16 protein-coding genes and 1 pseudogene are annotated in these 17,619 nt (G+C 64.2%); 11 read left to right on the top strand and 6 right to left on the bottom strand.

Going from position 1 to position 17,619, the window contains the following annotated elements; translation table 11 throughout:
- Positions 1 to 40 precede the first annotated feature (40 nt).
- Entirely contained in the window at positions 41 to 862 is an 822-nt protein-coding gene (locus tag VGG53_RS12210) for a mycofactocin-coupled SDR family oxidoreductase (RefSeq protein WP_331518318.1), read from the top strand.
- 7 nt (positions 863 to 869) lie between these two features.
- Here VGG53_RS12210 and VGG53_RS12205 read toward each other — a convergent pair whose 3' ends face one another.
- Complete coding sequence (locus VGG53_RS12205; protein ID WP_331518317.1) at positions 870 to 1,964, bottom strand: phosphotransferase family protein; 1,095 nt, start codon at positions 1,962 to 1,964, stop codon at positions 870 to 872.
- Between the two features lie 63 nt (positions 1,965 to 2,027).
- Positions 2,028 to 2,445 (bottom strand): annotated as a pseudogene (tnpA, locus tag VGG53_RS12200) (IS200/IS605 family transposase).
- A 22-nt stretch (positions 2,446 to 2,467) separates the two neighbouring features.
- On the opposite strand from tnpA, the gene VGG53_RS12195 reads away from it, so the two are divergent.
- Positions 2,468 to 3,667: an RNA-guided endonuclease TnpB family protein gene (locus VGG53_RS12195; RefSeq protein ID WP_331518316.1), complete on the top strand. Its 1,200-nt coding sequence runs from the start codon at positions 2,468 to 2,470 to the stop codon at positions 3,665 to 3,667.
- A 159-nt stretch (positions 3,668 to 3,826) separates the two neighbouring features.
- A complete protein-coding gene (locus tag VGG53_RS12190) occupies positions 3,827 to 4,939 on the top strand; it encodes an NDMA-dependent alcohol dehydrogenase (RefSeq protein ID WP_331518315.1) in 1,113 nt (370 codons plus the stop codon).
- 51 nt (positions 4,940 to 4,990) lie between these two features.
- Here VGG53_RS12190 and VGG53_RS12185 read toward each other — a convergent pair whose 3' ends face one another.
- Entirely contained in the window at positions 4,991 to 6,457 is a 1,467-nt protein-coding gene (locus VGG53_RS12185; protein ID WP_331518320.1) for an adenylate/guanylate cyclase domain-containing protein, read from the bottom strand.
- Positions 6,458 to 6,543: 86 nt separating this feature from the next.
- A complete protein-coding gene (locus VGG53_RS12180) occupies positions 6,544 to 8,028 on the bottom strand; it encodes an aldehyde dehydrogenase family protein (protein ID WP_331518314.1) in 1,485 nt (494 codons plus the stop codon).
- A 205-nt stretch (positions 8,029 to 8,233) separates the two neighbouring features.
- Here VGG53_RS12180 and VGG53_RS12175 point away from each other — a divergent pair, with 205 nt between their 5' ends.
- The 6 genes from VGG53_RS12175 to VGG53_RS12150 all read left to right on the top strand — a co-directional run bounded on the left by VGG53_RS12175 (position 8,234) and on the right by VGG53_RS12150 (position 14,467).
- Positions 8,234 to 9,391, top strand: a complete 1,158-nt coding sequence (locus tag VGG53_RS12175; protein WP_331518313.1) for an acyl-CoA dehydrogenase family protein — start codon at positions 8,234 to 8,236, stop codon at positions 9,389 to 9,391.
- A complete protein-coding gene (locus VGG53_RS12170) occupies positions 9,388 to 10,488 on the top strand; it encodes an acyl-CoA dehydrogenase family protein (RefSeq protein WP_331518312.1) in 1,101 nt (366 codons plus the stop codon). The genes VGG53_RS12175 and VGG53_RS12170 overlap by 4 nt, the downstream gene beginning before the upstream one ends.
- Positions 10,489 to 10,506: 18 nt before the next feature.
- Complete coding sequence (locus VGG53_RS12165; RefSeq protein WP_331518311.1) at positions 10,507 to 11,442, top strand: SDR family NAD(P)-dependent oxidoreductase; 936 nt, start codon at positions 10,507 to 10,509, stop codon at positions 11,440 to 11,442.
- Between the two features lie 216 nt (positions 11,443 to 11,658).
- Complete coding sequence (locus VGG53_RS12160) at positions 11,659 to 12,984, top strand: TetR/AcrR family transcriptional regulator (protein ID WP_331518310.1); 1,326 nt, start codon at positions 11,659 to 11,661, stop codon at positions 12,982 to 12,984.
- Between the two features lie 131 nt (positions 12,985 to 13,115).
- Positions 13,116 to 13,958, top strand: a complete 843-nt coding sequence (locus VGG53_RS12155; protein WP_331518309.1) for an SDR family oxidoreductase — start codon at positions 13,116 to 13,118, stop codon at positions 13,956 to 13,958.
- Between the two features lie 86 nt (positions 13,959 to 14,044).
- Positions 14,045 to 14,467, top strand: a complete 423-nt coding sequence (locus tag VGG53_RS12150; RefSeq protein ID WP_331518308.1) for a lipoprotein LpqH — start codon at positions 14,045 to 14,047, stop codon at positions 14,465 to 14,467.
- Between the two features lie 7 nt (positions 14,468 to 14,474).
- On the opposite strand, the gene VGG53_RS12145 is transcribed toward VGG53_RS12150, so the two are convergent.
- On the bottom strand, positions 14,475 to 14,615 hold the full coding sequence (locus VGG53_RS12145; protein WP_331518307.1) for a hypothetical protein: 141 nt from the start codon (positions 14,613 to 14,615) through the stop codon (positions 14,475 to 14,477).
- 283 nt (positions 14,616 to 14,898) lie between these two features.
- Between VGG53_RS12145 and VGG53_RS12140 the strand changes: the two genes are divergently transcribed.
- Together VGG53_RS12140 and VGG53_RS12135 are read left to right on the top strand one after the other, a co-directional pair.
- Positions 14,899 to 15,510, top strand: a complete 612-nt coding sequence (locus tag VGG53_RS12140; protein ID WP_414688954.1) for an MPT63 family protein — start codon at positions 14,899 to 14,901, stop codon at positions 15,508 to 15,510.
- Between the two features lie 142 nt (positions 15,511 to 15,652).
- The gene (locus VGG53_RS12135; protein WP_331518306.1) at positions 15,653 to 16,153 is read left to right on the top strand and encodes a hypothetical protein; all 501 of its coding nucleotides are present in this window, start codon (positions 15,653 to 15,655) and stop codon (positions 16,151 to 16,153) included.
- 79 nt (positions 16,154 to 16,232) lie between these two features.
- On the opposite strand, the gene VGG53_RS12130 is transcribed toward VGG53_RS12135, so the two are convergent.
- Positions 16,233 to 17,327: a lytic transglycosylase domain-containing protein gene (locus VGG53_RS12130; protein WP_414688953.1), complete on the bottom strand. Its 1,095-nt coding sequence runs from the start codon at positions 17,325 to 17,327 to the stop codon at positions 16,233 to 16,235.
- Positions 17,328 to 17,619: the final 292 nt, after the last annotated feature.

The raw sequence follows: 17,619 nt of genomic DNA, 5'->3' as shown, positions 1-17,619 counted from the left end.
GTCGTCCCCATTACAGTGACCTTTACGATACGGAGCGCACATGACCGGCCGGCTAACGGGCAAGGTGGCATTCATCACCGGGGCAGCACGGGGCCAGGGCCGCGCGCACGCCGTCCGGATGGCCCGCGAAGGCGCCGACATCATCGCGGTCGACATCGCGGGCAAGCTTCCATCTTGTGTCCGTTACGACTCGGCAACACCGGAGGATCTGTCCGAAACCGTTCGACTCGTCGAGGCCGCTGGCCGCCAAATCATGGCTTCGGCCACCGATATTCGCGATTTTGACGGTCTGCGCCAGGCGGTGGAGAACGGCGTGGCTGCGCTCGGGCGGCTGGACATCATCGTCGCCAATGCCGGCATCACGGCGCCGCAGGCCTGGAACGAGATCACCCCCGAATCGTTCCGGGACGTTATGGACGTCAACGTGACTGGAACGTGGAACACGGTGATGGCCGGCGCGCAGAAGATCATCGACGGTGGTCGCGGCGGGTCAATCATTTTGATCAGCTCCGCAGCCGGCATGAAAATGCAGCCGTTCATGGTGCACTACACCGCCAGCAAGCACGCCGTCACCGGCATGGCTCGCGCGTTCGCGGCCGAACTGGGCACTCATTCGATTCGGGTTAACAGCGTGCACCCCGGGCCGGTCAACACTGCAATGGGCGGCGGCGACATGGTCGGCGCCTTGGCAAACTTCACCGCGACCAGTCCGCACTTGGCGAACACCCTCACACCGTTTCTGCCGAATTGGGTTGCCGAGCCCGAGGATATCGCCGATGCGGTGTGTTGGCTGGCCAGCGAGGAATCGCGAAACATCACCGCGGCAGCGATTCCGATCGATCAAGGTTCCACGCAATACTGATTCGCCTCTATGACGGCGGCGCTTCGCCTGACGCGTATTCGTCGACGAGATCCAACGTGCCCAGCTCGCGGATTGCCTGGCAGCCCCGGGCCAACATGGTGAGCACCATGTCGTCGCCGCGATCGGTGGCCGTAGCGAACGCGAACCCCAGCGCCGAGATCAACAGGGCTTGGGTCATGCCGAGTCGGTAATCCCGCCAACAGGTTTCGCGGTCGTAGCCGGTGACTCCGTAGCCGGAAAGAGCGCGGTGGTATTCGTCGACAAGGTCGTGTTCGATCGACGCACGCAGCTCTGGCTTGAGGCTGGTCGCGGTGAAGTACGCGAGATCGCGCGCGGGCAGGCCTACTCCGAGCGTCTGCCAATCCACTACCGTCACGCCGTCGGCGTCGGGAGAGAACAACAAATTGTCGAGCCGGTAGTCGCCGTGCAACAGTGCGAACCGGTCCCTCTCGGCGAGCAACCAGGGGGTCACCAAACCCATTGCGGTGGTGAAGGTTTCCTTATCGGCGGCGCTCATTCGGTCACCGAGCTTGTCCACCGTGATCTCGGCACTCATGCGCGCCACCTCGCCCAGACCGCCGGCCGACGCTTCGTCCGGTCGGGCGAAGGCGATCCCGGGGAAGTCCAGCCAGATGGGATCACACCAACTGGGCCCGTGCAGTCCGGCCAACGCCGTCACGACCAGTCGCGCCTCTTGCTCGCCGCAACCTGCGATCTGATCGCCCTGCACAGCCGGAGCCTGGTCGGCCAGCAGCAGCGCGTAGTCCAGCGCGTCCTCGCTGATCTCGCAATAGAAGCACTGCGGGATGGGCACCCGCACCCGATCGGCCACCCCGGTGTAGAAGGCGCACTCGCTGCGGTAGCCGATGGTCACGCGGTCACGCACGGTGTCGTCCTGGGCGGGCAGTTTGATCACGAAGGTGTCGGGCAGGCTGCCCGCATCACCGGTGTACGTCGCCGCGACCCGATATGTCGCTCCGGTCTGCCCGGTACCGATGGCGATCACGTCGACGCCGGACAACCGCACCGGTGCGCCGCTATTGCTCAGGACGGTGGAAAGCCACTCGACGGTGATGTCGTCGGGATATCGGGGAATGGGCATTGCGATGCTCGCCCCTTTCGCGCAGTGAGGAATGACCGAATTCTTGGGCGCAAGCCTCGGACTTCAGTCCGGGGTGAGCCTATCCCGTCCATCGTCGGTTGCAGCCCGGCGTTTATAGGGGTCGGGATTGTCCCTGGATGGCTTGATGATCGACAGCGGTGCGCCGCGGGAGACGGCGAAATAGGACGGTGACCAGCGGTGTATTCGCGTCGTACCGCGTAAGCGGTACGGCCTTTGAGTCGCTGGACGAGTGTGCAGATCGCGAGTTTGGGTGGGTAGGCGACGAGTAGGTGCAGGTGGTCGGTTTCACCGTTGACCTCTGACCAGCCCGGCGTCGAGATCGGCGCACGCGGCGCGCATGGTGTGTTCGCACTAAGTGAGCATCGCGTCGGTGAATACCGCCGCCGGTCGTCACGAACACCAGGTGTGCGTGTAGCAACGACAGGCTATGTCGGGCGCGGCGATGGGTCTGGGTTGTCATAGGTGGGCCTTAAAGTCGGGGCATGCAGATGCGCTACCGGTACCGCATCGAACCGACACCGACTCAGCAGGCGATGCTGGCGCGGGTGTTCGGGTGCGCCCGGGTGGTGTTCAACGACGCGCTGCGGGTCCGTGATGAGGCTTATCGGGCCGGGATCAAACTGTCCGACAGCCAGATCCAGCGCCAAGTGATCACCGTGGCCAAGGCCACTGAGCAACGCGGGTGGCTGGCTGAGGTGCCCAGTGTGGCGTTGGTGCAGTCGGTCAACGATTCCCGCCGCGCCTGGCGCAACTTCCTCGACTCGGCCACCGGGAAACGCAAGGGCCCCAAGGTGGGGCGCCCACGCATGAAATCCCGTAAGGATCACCGACAGTCGTTCCGGCTCAGCCGCAACGGATTCTCTGTGCGCGAGGGCGGTCGACTGTTTGTGGCCAAGGTGGGCGAGGTGCGGGTGCGCTGGTCTCGTGACCTACCATCGCAACCCTCGAGCGTCACGATCATTCGGGAACCCGACGGTCACTTCTACGCCAGCTTCGTTGTCGAGGTGGCTCCATCACCGTTGCCGGTGTTGGAGCGGGAGACCGGCGTCGATGTCGGGATCACCCGGCTGGCCACGGTCGCCGCCAGTGATGGCGGGCGATCAGATATCGCCAATCCGAAGCATTTGGGCCGCAAACTGCGCCGGTTGGAGCGGGAGAAGTCCCGCCGGCAGAAAGGATCGAACAACAGGGACAAGACGCGCCGCAAGGTCGCGGTCGCACACAACGAGGTGGCCCGCGCTCGGCGGGACTATCAACACAAGCAGGCTTTGGCGTTGGTTCGCGAGAACCAAGTGATCCACGTCGAAGAGCTCAACATCGTGGGGATGGTCAAAAACCGTCGGCTCGCGCGGGCGATTTCAGATGCCGGCTGGGGGCAGTTCGTGCGGATCATCGGCGAGAAGGCCGACCGCTACGGGCGCACCGTCACCAAGGTGTCGCGGTGGTTGGCGTCGAGCAAAACCTGCTCGACGTGCGGGCACCGACTGCCCGAGCTGCCACTGCAGATCCGGCAGTGGACGTGCCCCGCTTGCCAGGTGGTCCACGATCGCGACCACAACGCCGCCAAGGTCATTCTCGCTGCCGGGCGGGCAGAGAGATTAAACGCCTGTGGAGCCCGTGTAAGCCCGCAACCTGTTGCGGCACTGGGTGTTGAAACAGGAAGCACCCCAACAGCGGCCTAAGCCGCCACGGGAATCCACGCCATACATGGCGGGGAGCACGTCAAAACTGTAAGTCATACGGCTCCCTCGTCTCACCGCACACAAATGTCCGAATACCCCCGTCGCGCGTCTGGCCCGTCCTAGACTCGCTCCACTTGTCTCGCTGCAGGGGTGATCACCATGAAGATGAATGCCGCGGTTCTGTGGGAGTTCAACGCGGAATGGAGCGTCGAGGACGTGGACCTTGACGGCCCGCAGGACGGCGAGGTCCTGGTGTCGTTCGAGGCCGCCGGGCTCTGCCACTCAGATCATCATGTCCGCACCGGCGACCTTCCCGTTCCGCTGCCCATCGTCGGTGGGCATGAGGGGGCCGGCATCGTGCAAGAGGTCGGCCCCGGCGTGCGGGACGTGAAGGCCGGCGACCATGTGGTGGCGTCTTTCCTTCCGGCGTGCGGGCGCTGCCGTTGGTGCGCAAGCGGCCATCAGAATCTGTGCGACCAGGGCGCGATGCTACTGGCCGGCACCCAGCTCGATGGGACGTATCGACGTCGGTCCCGGGACCGCGATGTGGGCGCCGCATGCTTTTTGGGCACTTTCGCCCAGTACGGCACCGTGCCCGAAACCTCGATCGTCAAGATCGACGATGACCTTCCGCTGTCGCGTGCCTGCCTGCTTGGCTGTGGGGTCACCACCGGGTGGGGATCAGCAGTCAACACCGCCAAGGTCAGCCCGGGCGACACCGTCGTGGTGATCGGCTGCGGCGGCATCGGTAGCGGCGCCATCCAGGGTGCGCGGCTGGCAGGGGCGGAAAAGATTGTGGTGGTCGATATCGCAGATAGCAAACGGGACAAGGCCTTTGTATTCGGAGCAACTCATTTCGCCACTTCTATGGCTGAGGCCACCGCTTTGGTCGGCGACTTGACGCATGGTGTGATGGCCGACTCGGCCGTGCTGACTGTTGGGGTTGCCGAGGGCCATATGATCGGTGAGGCGCTGGAGATCGTCCGCAAGGGCGGTGCCGTGGTGCTGACGGCGCTGGCATCGATCACCGACGTGACGCCGACCCTCCCGATGGCGATGTTCACGCTTTTTCAAAAACGGCTGCTGGGCAGTCTTTACGGCGAGGCCAACCCGCGCGCCGACATTCATCGACTGCTGAGCCTCTACCGCGAGGGCAAGCTTTTGCTCGACGAGACGGTGACCGCCGAGTACAAACTCAACGACATCAACGAGGCCTACGACGATATGCTGGCGGGCCGCAACATTCGCGGCGTCATCATCCACGACCATTGAGTCGCATGGCCCGGCGCCCAGCTCAGCGCCGTTTGGCACGCGGCACGATTCTTAGCTGCCAGCCGCAGGGGTCCAGATTTGAGTGGACTCGGAGCGGCCCCGTAACGCGGTGTCACCATGCGAGGCCCAGTGCCCGCGCTCGGCTGTGTCGGCGCGCTCGATTGCGGCAGCCGAACACACGATCCGTTGATCCAGAGTTTTAGCGAAGTCAGCCAGCCGCGCCGCCTCGTTAACCGCGTCGCCGACGACGGTGTACTCGTAGCGGTTTTCAGCGCCGATGTTCCCCGCGAACACCGGCCCTGCCGAAACACCAATTCCGAAGTCGACCAGCGGCAGTCGTCGCAGTTGGTCACGTAGTCTTCGGGCGGTCGCCAGTGCGGCTGACGCGGACCCGTCCGAAGCCAGCGGCGCCCCGAAGACCGCCAGCGCGGCGTCACCCTGGAATTTGTTGATCAGCCCATGGTGGTCGTCAACGGCGCTGACGACGATGCGAAAAAAGTCGTTGAGAACTGTGGCGACCTCCTGCGGCGGCCTGCTCGCCGTCAACGTCGTGGAGCCGACCAGATCGATGAAAAGGATTGCCGCCTCGCGTACATCACCGGAGAGTGAGGTGCCCTCTTCGATCGCGCGACGGGCCACGTCGGCCCCGACGTGGCGGCCGAACAGATCGCGTAACCGGTCGCGTTCGCCGATTCCGGCGACCATGCGATTGAATCCGTCTTGCAGGCGGCCGATTTCAGACTTCTCGTAGACGCCGACGAAGGTGTCGATCCTGCCTCGCTCGACCTGCGCCATCGCGTCGACGACCTCGCGCACCGGATCCGAGATCGAACGCGAAGTCATGATCATCACCGGGAGCCCGATCAGAATCGCGACAAGCGTCACCACCAGGATCGGCATCTCGACCGACCCGGTGTTCTGAATGATCCAGCCGTTCGAGCGCGCCAACACCAGACCGGCGATCGCCAAGGATGGCAGACCACTTCCCAACAGCCACATGCCCACAAGTCGGGTGAGCACGCTGGGCGCGACCACCAGGCCTTCGGTCCCCTGTGTGGCCGCCAACATGATGGGCCGAAGGGATCGCTGGGTCAGCAGGAGACTGAGGCTCGCGGCTGCGCTCCCGCCGAACACGACCGCCAACAGAGTCGGGACCCAAAGGGCCGCAAGGCCGTCGAGATTCAGCACCAGGTAGGTAATGCCGCTGACCGCCCACACCACCGCCAGGATTATCGACTGCCGCACGAGCAGACGCATCGCCGATTGGCGCTGCCGGGAATTCGGTTGTTGTTGAGTAACGAACCACCGCAGCACCGGAACGAGATTCGCGATACCGGCGACGGCGACGGCAACGGTCCCGAGCACGACGATGACCGTCGCGGTGATCAGGCTGGTCGGCGCGAAATACGCCCTGGCGTCACCGGCGAACTGACCGCGCAACGGGATGACGATCGCGGCGGCATCGGCGGTGCCGAGCAAGTAACCGCCGGCGAGACCCGCGGCATAGCGGAACGCCATGTTGCGGCCGATCTCCCGCTGTGCTTGCCCGGCATCGGTCACGGGACAAAGGTAGCCCGCTGACAGGCCGAATTGCCGCAGGAACGTCAGCCGGCGGGATACCCCACCGATTTGATCTCGGTGTACTGGTCGAAACCGGCCACGCCATTCTGGCGACCGACGCCGCTGTCCTTGTATCCGCCGAACGGTGTGTCGGCGCCGTAGGGCGCGCCGCCGTTGACGCCCATGAAGCCGGCTTTGATGCGACGGGCTACCGCCAGCGAATGCTCGAGGGAACCCGACATCACGTTGCCGGCCAACCCGTACGGGCTGTCGTTGGCGATGCGGATCGCGTCTTCTTCGTCATCGAACGGGATGACGGCCAGCACCGGGCCGAAGATTTCCTCCTGGGCGATCGTCATCTTGTTGTCGACATCGGTGAAAAGCGTTGGCCGGACGAAATATCCCTTGTCGAAACCGGTGGCGGCGCCGGGGCCGCCGACCAGTGCCGTGGCGCCTTCTTCCACGCCCTTCTTGATGTAGCCCGTCACCCGCTCGAACTGCCGTTCCGAGATCAGCGGGCCGCACAGCGTGCCGGGATCCTGTGGGTCGCCACACGTGATGTTCTCGTAGATGCTTTTAAGAATCGCCACGCCTTCGTCGTAGCGAGACCGTGGCAGCAGCATCCGGGTCGGGTTGGCGCAGCCCTGCCCGGCGTGCATACACGGCGCGATGCCGATCGCACACGCCAGTCCGAAGTCGGCGTCCTCCAAGACGATGGTGGCCGACTTGCCGCCGAGTTCCAGGAAAAGCCGCTTCATGGTGGCCGCGCCCTTTTCCATGATCCGCTTGCCGACCACCGTCGAGCCGGTGAACGAGATCAGGTCGACCTTGGGTGACAGCGTCAACTCTTCACCGACAAAGTGATCCGAGGCGGTGACGACATTGACGACACCGGCTGGGATGTCGGTCTTTTCGGCGATGAGCCGCCCCAGCCGGGTCGCGTTGAACGGCGTGTTCGGCGCCGGCTTGAGCACGACCGTGTTGCCGGTGCCCAGCGCCTGCCCGAGCTTGTTGATCGTCACCTCGAACGGGAAGTTCCACGGCACAATCGCGCCGACCACGCCGACGGGCTCCCGCCAGACCTTGCGGGTGGTCAACGTGCCGGTGAGGCTGATGACCTTGTCGCCCAAGTCGGTTTCCCACGCATACTCGTCGATCAACCTGGCCGGGTACTTCAGACCGTCTTCCAGCGGCGCGTCCAGCTGGGGACCGAACGTGATCGCCCGGGGGGAGCCAACCTCGAGAATGAGCTCCTCACGCAGCTCCTCCTTCTCCGACTCGATCGCGTCGTGCAATTGCAGGAGGCAGCGCTGACGCAACTTGTGGTTGGTCGACCAATGGGTGTCGTCGAAGGCCCGCCGGGCGGCGTCGATGGCCCGGTGCATGTCCTCTTTCGAGGCATCGGCGACCTCGCCGAGAGCCTCCTCGGTGGCCGGGTTGATGTTGGTGAAGGTGCCGGCCTGACCGTCGACCAACTTGCCGTCGATCATCATCTTCGGCTCGAAGCGGACCTTTACAGTGTCAGTCATGTTTGTCGCTCCTTCGTTGACGGGACGCTGAGCACAGCACCGGGACGCAGAATACTATGGAGAGCCTTACTGGAACGCAGCCGGTTGGCAACCCTCACTCGTCAACGAGTCCGTCTTCCTCTCACCGAGGCTTGTTGACCAAATATCTGTTCCACCGTAGAGTTCGGCATTGCCCGCCGTCAATCGCCCGAAGTCAACAGGAAACGTGGATTTCTCATACCCACCAGAGGTGGAACAGGTCCGCGAGGAGTTGCGTGCGTGGCTGGCCGCGAACCTGACCGACGACGTGGTGGTCGCCGGCCGTCGGCGGGGTAAGGACGAAGCCGCGTTCCAGACGCTTCGGGCATGGAACGCGACGATGGCCGACGCCGGCTGGGGCGCCGTCTCCTGGCCACAGGAGTACGGCGGGCGCGGAGCTACCGTGCTCGAACAGCTGGTCTACGCAGAGGAGACCACCCGCGCGCGGGTGCCGGTCCCTCTCAATGTGATCGGGATGAACAACATCGCGCCCGCGATCATGCAGCACGGAACCGAAGACCAAAAACGCACGCTGCTTCCTCGGATGATGCGCGCGGACGACATTTGGTGCCAGGGAATGTCGGAACCCGAGGCCGGCTCCGACCTCGCCTCGCTGCGCACCCGCGCAGTGCGCGACGGCGACGATTACGTCGTCAACGGCCAGAAGATCTGGACCTCGCTGGGACACCGGGCCAACTGGTGCCAGCTGTATGTGCGCACCGACACCGATGCGCCGAAGCACAAGGGCATCTCCTGCCTGATTCTCGACATGTCGTTGCCGGGCATCGAAGTTCGGCCCCTTGTCACGCTCAGTGGCGAGGCCGAATTCGCCGAGGTGTTCTTCAACGACGTGCAGGTGCCGGTCGATGCTCTGCTCGGGCCCGAGAACGGCGGCTGGCGGATCGCAACCACGACGCTGAGTCACGAGCGGGCCGGCGCGGCACGCCTGTATACCGAGATGCAGGTGCGGCTCGCGGAACTGGTCACCGACCTCGCGGACGTCCGGATCGGCAACCGGCCCGTGCTCGAAGACCCCACCACGCTGCGGCGCCTCGGCGAAATCGCTTTGCGCATAAAGTATCTCGAGGTGCTGTGCCAGCGCTCGATCTCTGCGATTTTGCACGGCAGCGACGCGTTCGGGTCCGCAAGTCTCGCCAAGACGATCTGGGGTGAGGTCGGCCAGGATATCGCCGCGTTGGCCTTCGATCTGCTCGGGTCTCATCCCGACGGTCGTCGATGGGCCGATTACCGCTTGACCTCACGCGCGCTGACCATCGCGGGCGGGACGACGCAGATCAACAAGAACATCACCGCCCAACGCGTCCTCGGGTTGCCGCGCCCATGAACCTCGAGCTGACCGACGAGCAGATCGCGTTGCGCGACACCGTGCGAAGCTTTCTCGCCGAAAAGGCCTCGATCGCCGGGCATGTCCGACCCCTGCTCGACGACGCGACCGGTACGACCGATGTGGTCTGGCGGGGGCTCGCTGACCTGGGCACCATCGGCCTGCTGGTGCCGCCGGAATACGACGGCGCCGGCATGACGATGGTCGAGGCCGGCATCGTGCTCGAAGAACTCGGCGCCGGACTACATCCCGGACCATGGCTGTCGACCGCCGTCGCCGCAACCCGGGCGCTGACGCGATGCGGGGTCGACCCACGCGTGGCAGCCGCACTTTTCACCGGGATCGCAAACGGCTCAACGATTGCCACGGTGGGTCCGCTCGCCGGCGCTCGCCCGAGCGCAGTCGGCCTCGGCGACAGCATCGCGCTGCACGGCGAGATCGACAGCGTGTGGGATGTCGCCGCCGCCGACGTGATACTCGTCCTGGCCGACGATCACGACGGCACAGCACTTTTCGCGGCCCAGACGTCAGCGCCCGGCATCGACATCGCCGCACAGAACGGAATCGACCAGACCCGCAAACAGTTTCGCCTCACATTTGACAATGCGCCCGCGCAACGGCTCGCCGCCGCACCGCCCGACGCCGTCGAGGCGCTCGTCGATGACGTGATCATCGCGTGGGCGGCCGACGCGCTCGGTGCGGCCCGGGCAATCCTGAACCTCGTCGTCGAATACGCCAAAGTACGACGCCAATTCGGCCAGCCCATCGGCGCGTTTCAGGCGGTCCAGCACCTGTGCGTCGACATGTACGAGACAGTGGAGCTCGCCCGTAGCGGTGTGATCCACGCCCTGTGGGCCGCCGATGCCGGCAACCCGGCGGAGCGGCATGCAGCCGCAATGCGCACCAAGGCTTTTGCCGGCCGGCTGGCTGCCGTGGGTGATACAGCCATCCAGGTCTTCGGCGGAATCGGCTACACCTGGGAGCACGACGCCCACCTATATCTCAAGCGCCTGCTGAGCTGGAGCGGATTTCTCGGTGGGTACGACCGCTACCTCGTGCAGCTGGGCACACAGTTCGCCAAGTCGATAAGTCACTGAAACGATTAGGGAGCAGCCATGATTGACTTCACCGACCAGGTGGCCATCGTCACCGGCGCCGGCCGCGGCCTGGGCCGGCTGTACGCGATGGAGTTGGCGCGTCGCGGGGCCGCGGTGGTGGTCAACGATCTCGGCGGCTCCATGCATGGCGATGGCGCGGATACCAGCGTCGCCGACGCGGTCGCCGACGAGATCGAGCGCGCCGGCGGTGTCGCGGTGGCCTCGCATGATTCGGTGGATAGCCCTGAGGGCGGAGAAGCGATCGTGCACACCGCGATCGAGCGCTTCGGTCGTCTCGATGCGGTGGTGAGCAACGCGGGCATTTTCAACAGCGTGCCTTTCGATGAACTCTCGAAAGAGGACTGGCGGCGAATGCTCAGCGTTCACCTGGACGGCGGGTTCTACCTGAGTCAGCCCGCGTACCGTGCGATGAAGGCAGCGGGCTACGGCCGATTCGTCTTCATCTCCTCGTCCGGGGGAATGTTCGGACAGCCGCTGGAAGCCCACTACGCCGCGGCCAAGGCCGGCCTGGTGGGGCTGGCGAATGTCATCGCGATCGAAGGTGCCGAGCACGGCATATCAGCCAACACCGTTCTCCCGTTTGGCTTTTCGCGCATGGTGACTGAAACGGTCGGTAATCCGAAGGCGTTAGAAGAAACTGGCTTTCTGAAACTGATCCGGCCTGAGCTGGTGGTGCCAATCGTTGTATACCTGGCCAGTAAGGCCTGCGAGCTCACTCATCAGAACTACTCGGCCTGCGCCGGGCGCTTTTCGCGGGTCTTCGTAGGCCTCGGCGAGGGTTGGCTCGCCGAGCCGGACAGTAACCCGACGGCGGACGATGTCGCGGCGCACCTGTCCGACGTGTCGGCGACCGAGCCGTTCACCGTGCCAGGCTCCATCTTCGAAGAGGTCTTCGCGGTGTGCGAGCGCCTCGGCGCCAATGTTTTCTCCTAGCAACGCCCTCCCACGCCGTTCAAGTTGCGTTGCCCAGCAGCAGCAACCTGCTAGCGTTAGACCAAATATTCGGTCACGGATCTCGTAGGACCGGCCTGTGGAGGCGTCATGAGGCTTCAGCAACCATCCGAGGCTGCGGCCACCTCGAGCTCTGCGCGCCTAGACTTGCCCGATGCCGATTCGTTGGTCCGGTCTGGACAAGCCGGACGTTCTCGCATGACACCGCGGGGACGGGGTGCCGCCAAACGCATCCCCGGCTTGGCAGATGATCGCGGGGGTGCCTACGACGACGGCACTCGTCGCACCGAAATCCTGCAAACCGCTGCGTCGTTGATTGCCTCCTCCGGCTTGCGGACGTCACTGCAAGAGATCGCCGAGGCGGCGGGGATCTTGCCGGGAAGCCTTTATCACCACTTCGAATCGAAGGAAGCGATCCTCGTCGAGCTGGTCCGGCGGTACTACATCGACCTAGACCGCATCGGAGAGATCGCCCACGAAAAATTGGACCAGGCCGACCCGCGCTCCGTCGCCGACAAAATCGTCGAACTGGGATCCGCGATTGCGCGCTGCGCGGTGCAGCATCGCGCGGCTCTGCAGATGTCGTTTTACGAGGCCCCGAGCGCGAATCCGGAACTCGTCGAACTGCTCCAAATCCCGCCGACTGCCGTACAGCAGGCGATGCTGCAAACGCTGCGCGCGGGCAGGTGGAGTGGCTTCATCCGATCCGACATCGACCTACCCACGCTTGCCGACCGGATCTGCCAGACCATGATGCACGTCGGACTCGACATCATCAGGCACACCGGCGCGGCCGACCAGACTGCGGTCGTCATGTGCCGCATCATGTTGCATGGCCTGGCCAGTCGGCCCTACAGCGATCGGGAACTGAACAGCTCCAGCGCTTTCGCCGCCGCCGAGGCGGCAATCAAAACCTGGGCCGGCGACAGCGAGTCCGACGGCAACGACAAGGCCATGCACGTTCGCGCCGTGGCGCGAGCTGAGTTCGGCAGAAAAGGCTACGAGGTCACCACGATCCGTGACATCGCTGCCGCGGCAGGCCTGGGGACCGGGACTGTCTACCGTCTGATCGGCTCGAAAGACGAACTGCTCGCCTCGATCATGGAGTCGTTCGGTAAGAAGGCCGGCGGCGGCTTCGCCAGCGTTCTGCGCACGGATGCCACACCGGTGCAGAAACTCGACGCGCTCAGCTGGGTCAACATCAACGCGCTGGCTCAGTTCCCCGACGAGTGGAAGATCCAACTCGCGTGGATGCGCCAATCGCCGCCGGACACGCCAAACCCCGGGTTGGCATTCACCATGCGGTTGCGACAGCTCAGGGCGCTGTTGTCGGAGGGCATCGAGTCGGGCGACATCCGCATCGAGGATTCGCCCTCGCTGTCGATGCTCGCGCGTTACGTCATGGACGTGCTGTGGGTACCGGAAAACATCGTGCGGGCTCAGGGCAAGGACGCGGCGCTGGTCAACGCTCGTGACACCCTGGTGCGTGGCGCCGCCGCGCGTGACACATCGGCTTCAATCTGACAACCTTATCGCGTGTTCGAGGGCCAACCGCAGTCCCGAACCGCAGCGGGTGACCCCGTCGCGGTACCAAATATCTGTTCCACGTAGAGTACTCGTGAGCCTTACAGTTGGCATCCCCAGAGAGGACTGAAATGACTGGTATCGAGCAGTTCCGCTACGACGGCAAGCGGGCGTTGGTAGTCGGAGGTGCCACCGGCATGGGTGCCGCTGCGGCCAAGATCGTGGGTGACCTCGGAGCCGAGGTCATCAACTTGGACTACGCGCCGGTCGATTCCGGGCTCGGCCGCGGGATCCAGGTCGACCTTCGCGACCCGGCATCAATCGACAGTGCACTCGAGCAGGTCGGTGGACCCGTGGACGCGCTGTTCTCCGCCGCCGGCATTGCCGACGGTCCGGACCTGATGAAGATCAACTTCATCGGTCATCGGCACGTGATCGAGCGGCTGTTGAACAACGGCCAACTCAACCGCGGTTCGGCCGTCTGTTTCATCTCCTCGGTGGCCGGAATCGGCTGGGAAACCGATCTGCCTCGGCTGCAGGAGTTCTTGGCGACGCCTGACTTCGAATCAGCAGACGCCTGGGTGAAAGCCCACGAGGCGGACAACTTCGGGCACTACGGCACCAGCAAGCAGGCGATCAACGCCTACGTCGCGACCCATGCATTTCCCTTCCTGGCCAAAGGTGTCCGCATCAACGCGATCTGCCCGGGTCCGACCGACACTCCCCTGGCCCGGGCCAACGCCGATCTGTGGCTGTCCTTCGCGCAGGACTACCGGGAGGCGACCGGCGCCGCGGTCCACACGCCCGAGCAGATGGGCAACGTGATGGCATTCCTCAACAGCGACGCCGCCGCCGGGATCAACGGCGTGACCCTCCTCGTCGACTACGGGCACGTCAACTCGTCGAACACCGGAACCTTCGCAGCCGGTAAACCGATCATCGACTTGCTGATGGGCCGAATAGCGCTCGGGTAGCCCTTCGGCACGTTTACTCCCGAGGACGCACGCAGGCTGATAGAAAAAGCGTGCGAGCCAAACCTGCGTTCGTTGGAAGGTGCCCGGTGGGACGACGTCTTGTCAGCGCGGCGATAACCGCTTCACTGCTGGCGGCATGCTGTTCGGGATGTTTTGCGCAGCACGGCAAAGTGACGCAGAAGACCGCCCGGATCACCGTCGACAACAACACCCGCACCTCGCACGCCGTCACCTGCAGCCAGGTTGACTGGTTGCTGACGGCGAACATCAGCGTCGCGCCTGCCAATGTTCGGGTACTGCTCAAGCTGGATGCGGACAAGCCCATGGTCGAGTCGGTCCACTTCGACAATTTCGTGGGCTTCTCCGGCGTCTCAAACTCCGGAGCCGGTGACGCGAAAATCCGCTTTGCGCACGACACCTACACGATCACGGGCACCGCCGAAGGATCTCAGCTCAACGATCCACGCGTTTCCATGAAAGCCCCTTTCACGATCGAGGTGAGTTGCTGAGTAGTGGCTATTCGGACCCTTCATCGCGGGGTGGTTGGAATTCTTGACCGGGGGGCGAGTTCTTCAGCCACACCCTCAGCCGAAGAAGTGGACCGACCACAATGCCGGTGGCCAACAAGATCAGTATCACCACGATCGCGGTGTTCATGCCTCAATGGTGACAGGTCCCGGGTAATAAATGTGCTGTCGGCTTTTTTGAATTTGTCGCCGGCGACACCAATGCAGGTGATACCCATGTTGCACAAGTTAACTCGAATCGGGCGCGGGCGTGAATTGTGTTCCTTCGTTTGCGCAGGTAGTCGCGTCAGACATGGCATTCCGCAGCGAATCCAAGTTTGAAATTACTGACGGTGGGCTATTCGAACCCGGCGCGTACTCACACGGCCGACGAGCGTGCGCTTCGACGACCGGGAACTAAGAAGGAGCCAATCGTGAAGTTCACAACCACCACAATGAAGACGGCGATTGGTGCCGCGGGGATTGCCGCGGTGAGCCTTGCCGTCGCAGGAAGCGCTTCGGCGGCGCCAAACATTCAAGGCTTCGGTACCTCCGAACCACTGATCGACGGGCCACTGATAACCAACTACACAGTGAGCAACCTGCAGCCCAGCACCATCGCGGTCCCCGGCTTCACGCCGAAGGGAACGCTCTACCAGGCAGACATCACTGCCCGGTCGGACGGCGGCGTCGTGACACCGCAGGTGCGAGACTTCAGCGCCCGGGGCCCCAACGGTCAAACCTACAAGCTGATCGACAACGTCGAGGTGCCCAACGGCCTCAACCCGGCGCCCATAACCCAGGGCAGCGAATCGAAGGGCACGCTGTACTTTGACGTGACCGGCGCGCCACCAAACGGCGTCGTCTACAACGACGGGCTGCAAGACGTTTTGATGTGGACGTCGAACGTCCCGGGGGCTTCGACGCCTAGTGGGCCGGCTTCGATGCCTGGCTCGATGCCGGGTGGGCCCGCGACCCCGGCACCGGGTGAGCCGGGCACCTCAGGTCCCGCACCGGGTGCGCTCCCTGCCCCGGCCACGACCTAATCCGCTTGCCCATGTCTCCCCCGTCGCATTTGGTCGGCGGGGGAGATATTTTGCGCCAAACGATGGCGGCCGGGGGTATGCATCCACGGTTGTCGCGGCGCATCCTAGTTCGAAAGCCGCTGCGGGCCGAGAGGAGAAACCCATGGCCCCAGGCCATCTGAGCAGCCTCGTCGGTTTGTGCACCGCGCCGCTCACGATCGCCCTGTCGCTTCCCCCAATTGCCGCCGCCGACACCCCGTCCTGGAACGGCGAGTACGCGATCACGTTCATGGTTGGTCCAAAGTCGGGGACCAGCATGGCGGTGGGTGACCCTGAGGGCCAGCGCACCGAGACCTACGGATTCCGATCAAGCTGCACAAGCGGAAAGTGCATCGCCACGATCATTAGCGGCCCGCCACCGAGCAATCCGACGGTTCCGCAACCGGTGCAATTCACCTGGGATGGATCGTCCTGGACGCAAGTCAGCGATTTCCAGTGGGACTGCATGATGCCCGACACCACGATTCAATGGAGTCCGGCCCGATCCACTGTGCGCTACACGCCCCAACCCAACGGGGCACTTGCCGGCGTCATGCACACCGACATCTCGAGCGGACCGTGCCAGGGCTGGATCGAGATGGATATGACGGCCGAGCGCGCATGACCTTATTCGGGTCATGGGGAGCTAGCACACGTGAAAACTATCCGATTGATTGACGAGCTACTGGACGAACGGAGCCTCGTCAACCCGGCGGCGCAAGCGCTGGCGGGTCCATGTTCGGATGGGCCGGCGACTGCTGCTGCTGCGGCGGCGGGTCCTGTGGGCCAATGCATATCACTGTGCAGCCGGGAGCCGCAGGGGTCGGCGACTGCGACCGCCAGATCGGTTGCTGTGGGGGCATGTCCGATGGTCCAAAGTCGACTAGCGGCGTCTGGGCCAGCGGGTCGGTGGGCGGCAGGCCGTGGATGTTGAGCGGCAGTCCCGGACCGAGTCCCTCCGGATTCTCCAGATGTAGGTCACCGAGCGGCGGCGCCGGCCCGGTCACCGGTGGCAGATCGACCGGGACCACGCCGGTGGCGTATGCCGCGGCCCAGCCCAGCACATTGCGGGCGTACGGGATCGAGTTGTTGTAGCGCAAGATTGCCGCCATCACCTGCGACTGGTCTCGCAAGTTCGGGCCGCCGCTGCATAGATACCGCGCGGCGGCCAGTGTGGAGTCGAAAAAGTTCTGCGGATCGGCCACGCCGTCGCCGTCGCCATCGGAGGCATACCGTGCCCAGGTGCCGGGCAAAAACTGCATCGGGCCTATCGCGCGCGAATAGTTGACTCGACCGCCGACACTGCTTTGGACGATCACCTCGTTTCCGGGCAGCGCGCCATCCAGCGCAGGTCCATAGATCGGGCGGACCGCGGTACCGCGGGCATCGGTCGCACCCCCATTGGCGTGTCCAGACTCGATACGTCCTATACCGGCCAAGAGATTCCAGCTAATCCCGCAGTCAGGACTGGAGATGGCCATCATTTGCTCGGCGTTACGGTAAGCAGCCAGGGCCATCGACGGAATACCCAGTGCACTAGGCGAATTCACAACGGTGGCTGGCGGCGGAGCCGACTTGGTGGCCGCCGCGATGTGTAGGCTGGCTGGCGCCCGCACGACGGCGACCACTGCTGGTCCGGACAACTCACTCCCGGCGGCTGCAACAACCGCCACCGATGTAATCGCCACACGGGGCACAGCTGGTGTGGGCGGGGACACGCGCCGCGCCGTGCCGCTGACAGCACAAGCAAGCACCAAGGGAGCGATCGCTGCGACGCTCAACGCTGGGTTCCACGTCATGGCGGCTCGCCGCTGACGCAAAGTCGCGTGGTTGTGCTGGTTAAACCCCCAAACCGCCAGGGCTGTAAGCGATCTACCCACCAAAGCGGGCTCTTTGCTATGTGGCCTCAGGCAGTGACGCGCCATGTTGTCTCAGTAGCCGCGTTGGGTGGGGATCGACGCGGTGTCGGCTTCGTCGCGGTGCCGGGCGCGGTCGTCGTAGTTCTGGTTCTTGGCGTTTTCCTGCTTGTCGTTCTCGAACGACTCGAGGATGGCTTCTTGCGCCTCTTTGGGCAGCAGGTGCAGGTTCTCA

Source organism: Mycobacterium sp. (assembly GCF_036490025.1).
Classification (GTDB): domain Bacteria; phylum Actinomycetota; class Actinomycetes; order Mycobacteriales; family Mycobacteriaceae; genus Mycobacterium.
This window is presented reverse-complemented; position numbering and strand designations above follow the sequence as displayed.

Bases quoted from the DNA above. Each gene is read 5' to 3' on its own strand.
- VGG53_RS12210 (WP_331518318.1), top strand. From the start codon at position 41: ATGACCGGCCGGCTAACGGGCAAGGTGGCATTCATCACCGGGGCAGCA.
- VGG53_RS12205 (WP_331518317.1), bottom strand. From the start codon at position 1,964: ATGCCCATTCCCCGATATCCCGACGACATCACCGTCGAGTGGCTTTCC.
- VGG53_RS12195 (WP_331518316.1), top strand. From the start codon at position 2,468: ATGCAGATGCGCTACCGGTACCGCATCGAACCGACACCGACTCAGCAG.
- VGG53_RS12190 (WP_331518315.1), top strand. From the start codon at position 3,827: ATGAAGATGAATGCCGCGGTTCTGTGGGAGTTCAACGCGGAATGGAGC.
- VGG53_RS12185 (WP_331518320.1), bottom strand. From the start codon at position 6,457: ATGGCGTTCCGCTATGCCGCGGGTCTCGCCGGCGGTTACTTGCTCGGC.
- VGG53_RS12180 (WP_331518314.1), bottom strand. From the start codon at position 8,028: ATGACTGACACTGTAAAGGTCCGCTTCGAGCCGAAGATGATGATCGAC.
- VGG53_RS12170 (WP_331518312.1), top strand. From the start codon at position 9,388: ATGAACCTCGAGCTGACCGACGAGCAGATCGCGTTGCGCGACACCGTG.
- VGG53_RS12165 (WP_331518311.1), top strand. From the start codon at position 10,507: ATGATTGACTTCACCGACCAGGTGGCCATCGTCACCGGCGCCGGCCGC.
- VGG53_RS12160 (WP_331518310.1), top strand. From the start codon at position 11,659: ATGACACCGCGGGGACGGGGTGCCGCCAAACGCATCCCCGGCTTGGCA.
- VGG53_RS12155 (WP_331518309.1), top strand. From the start codon at position 13,116: ATGACTGGTATCGAGCAGTTCCGCTACGACGGCAAGCGGGCGTTGGTA.
- VGG53_RS12145 (WP_331518307.1), bottom strand. From the start codon at position 14,615: ATGAACACCGCGATCGTGGTGATACTGATCTTGTTGGCCACCGGCATT.
- VGG53_RS12135 (WP_331518306.1), top strand. From the start codon at position 15,653: ATGGCCCCAGGCCATCTGAGCAGCCTCGTCGGTTTGTGCACCGCGCCG.
- VGG53_RS12130 (WP_414688953.1), bottom strand. From the start codon at position 17,327: ATGACGTGGAACCCAGCGTTGAGCGTCGCAGCGATCGCTCCCTTGGTG.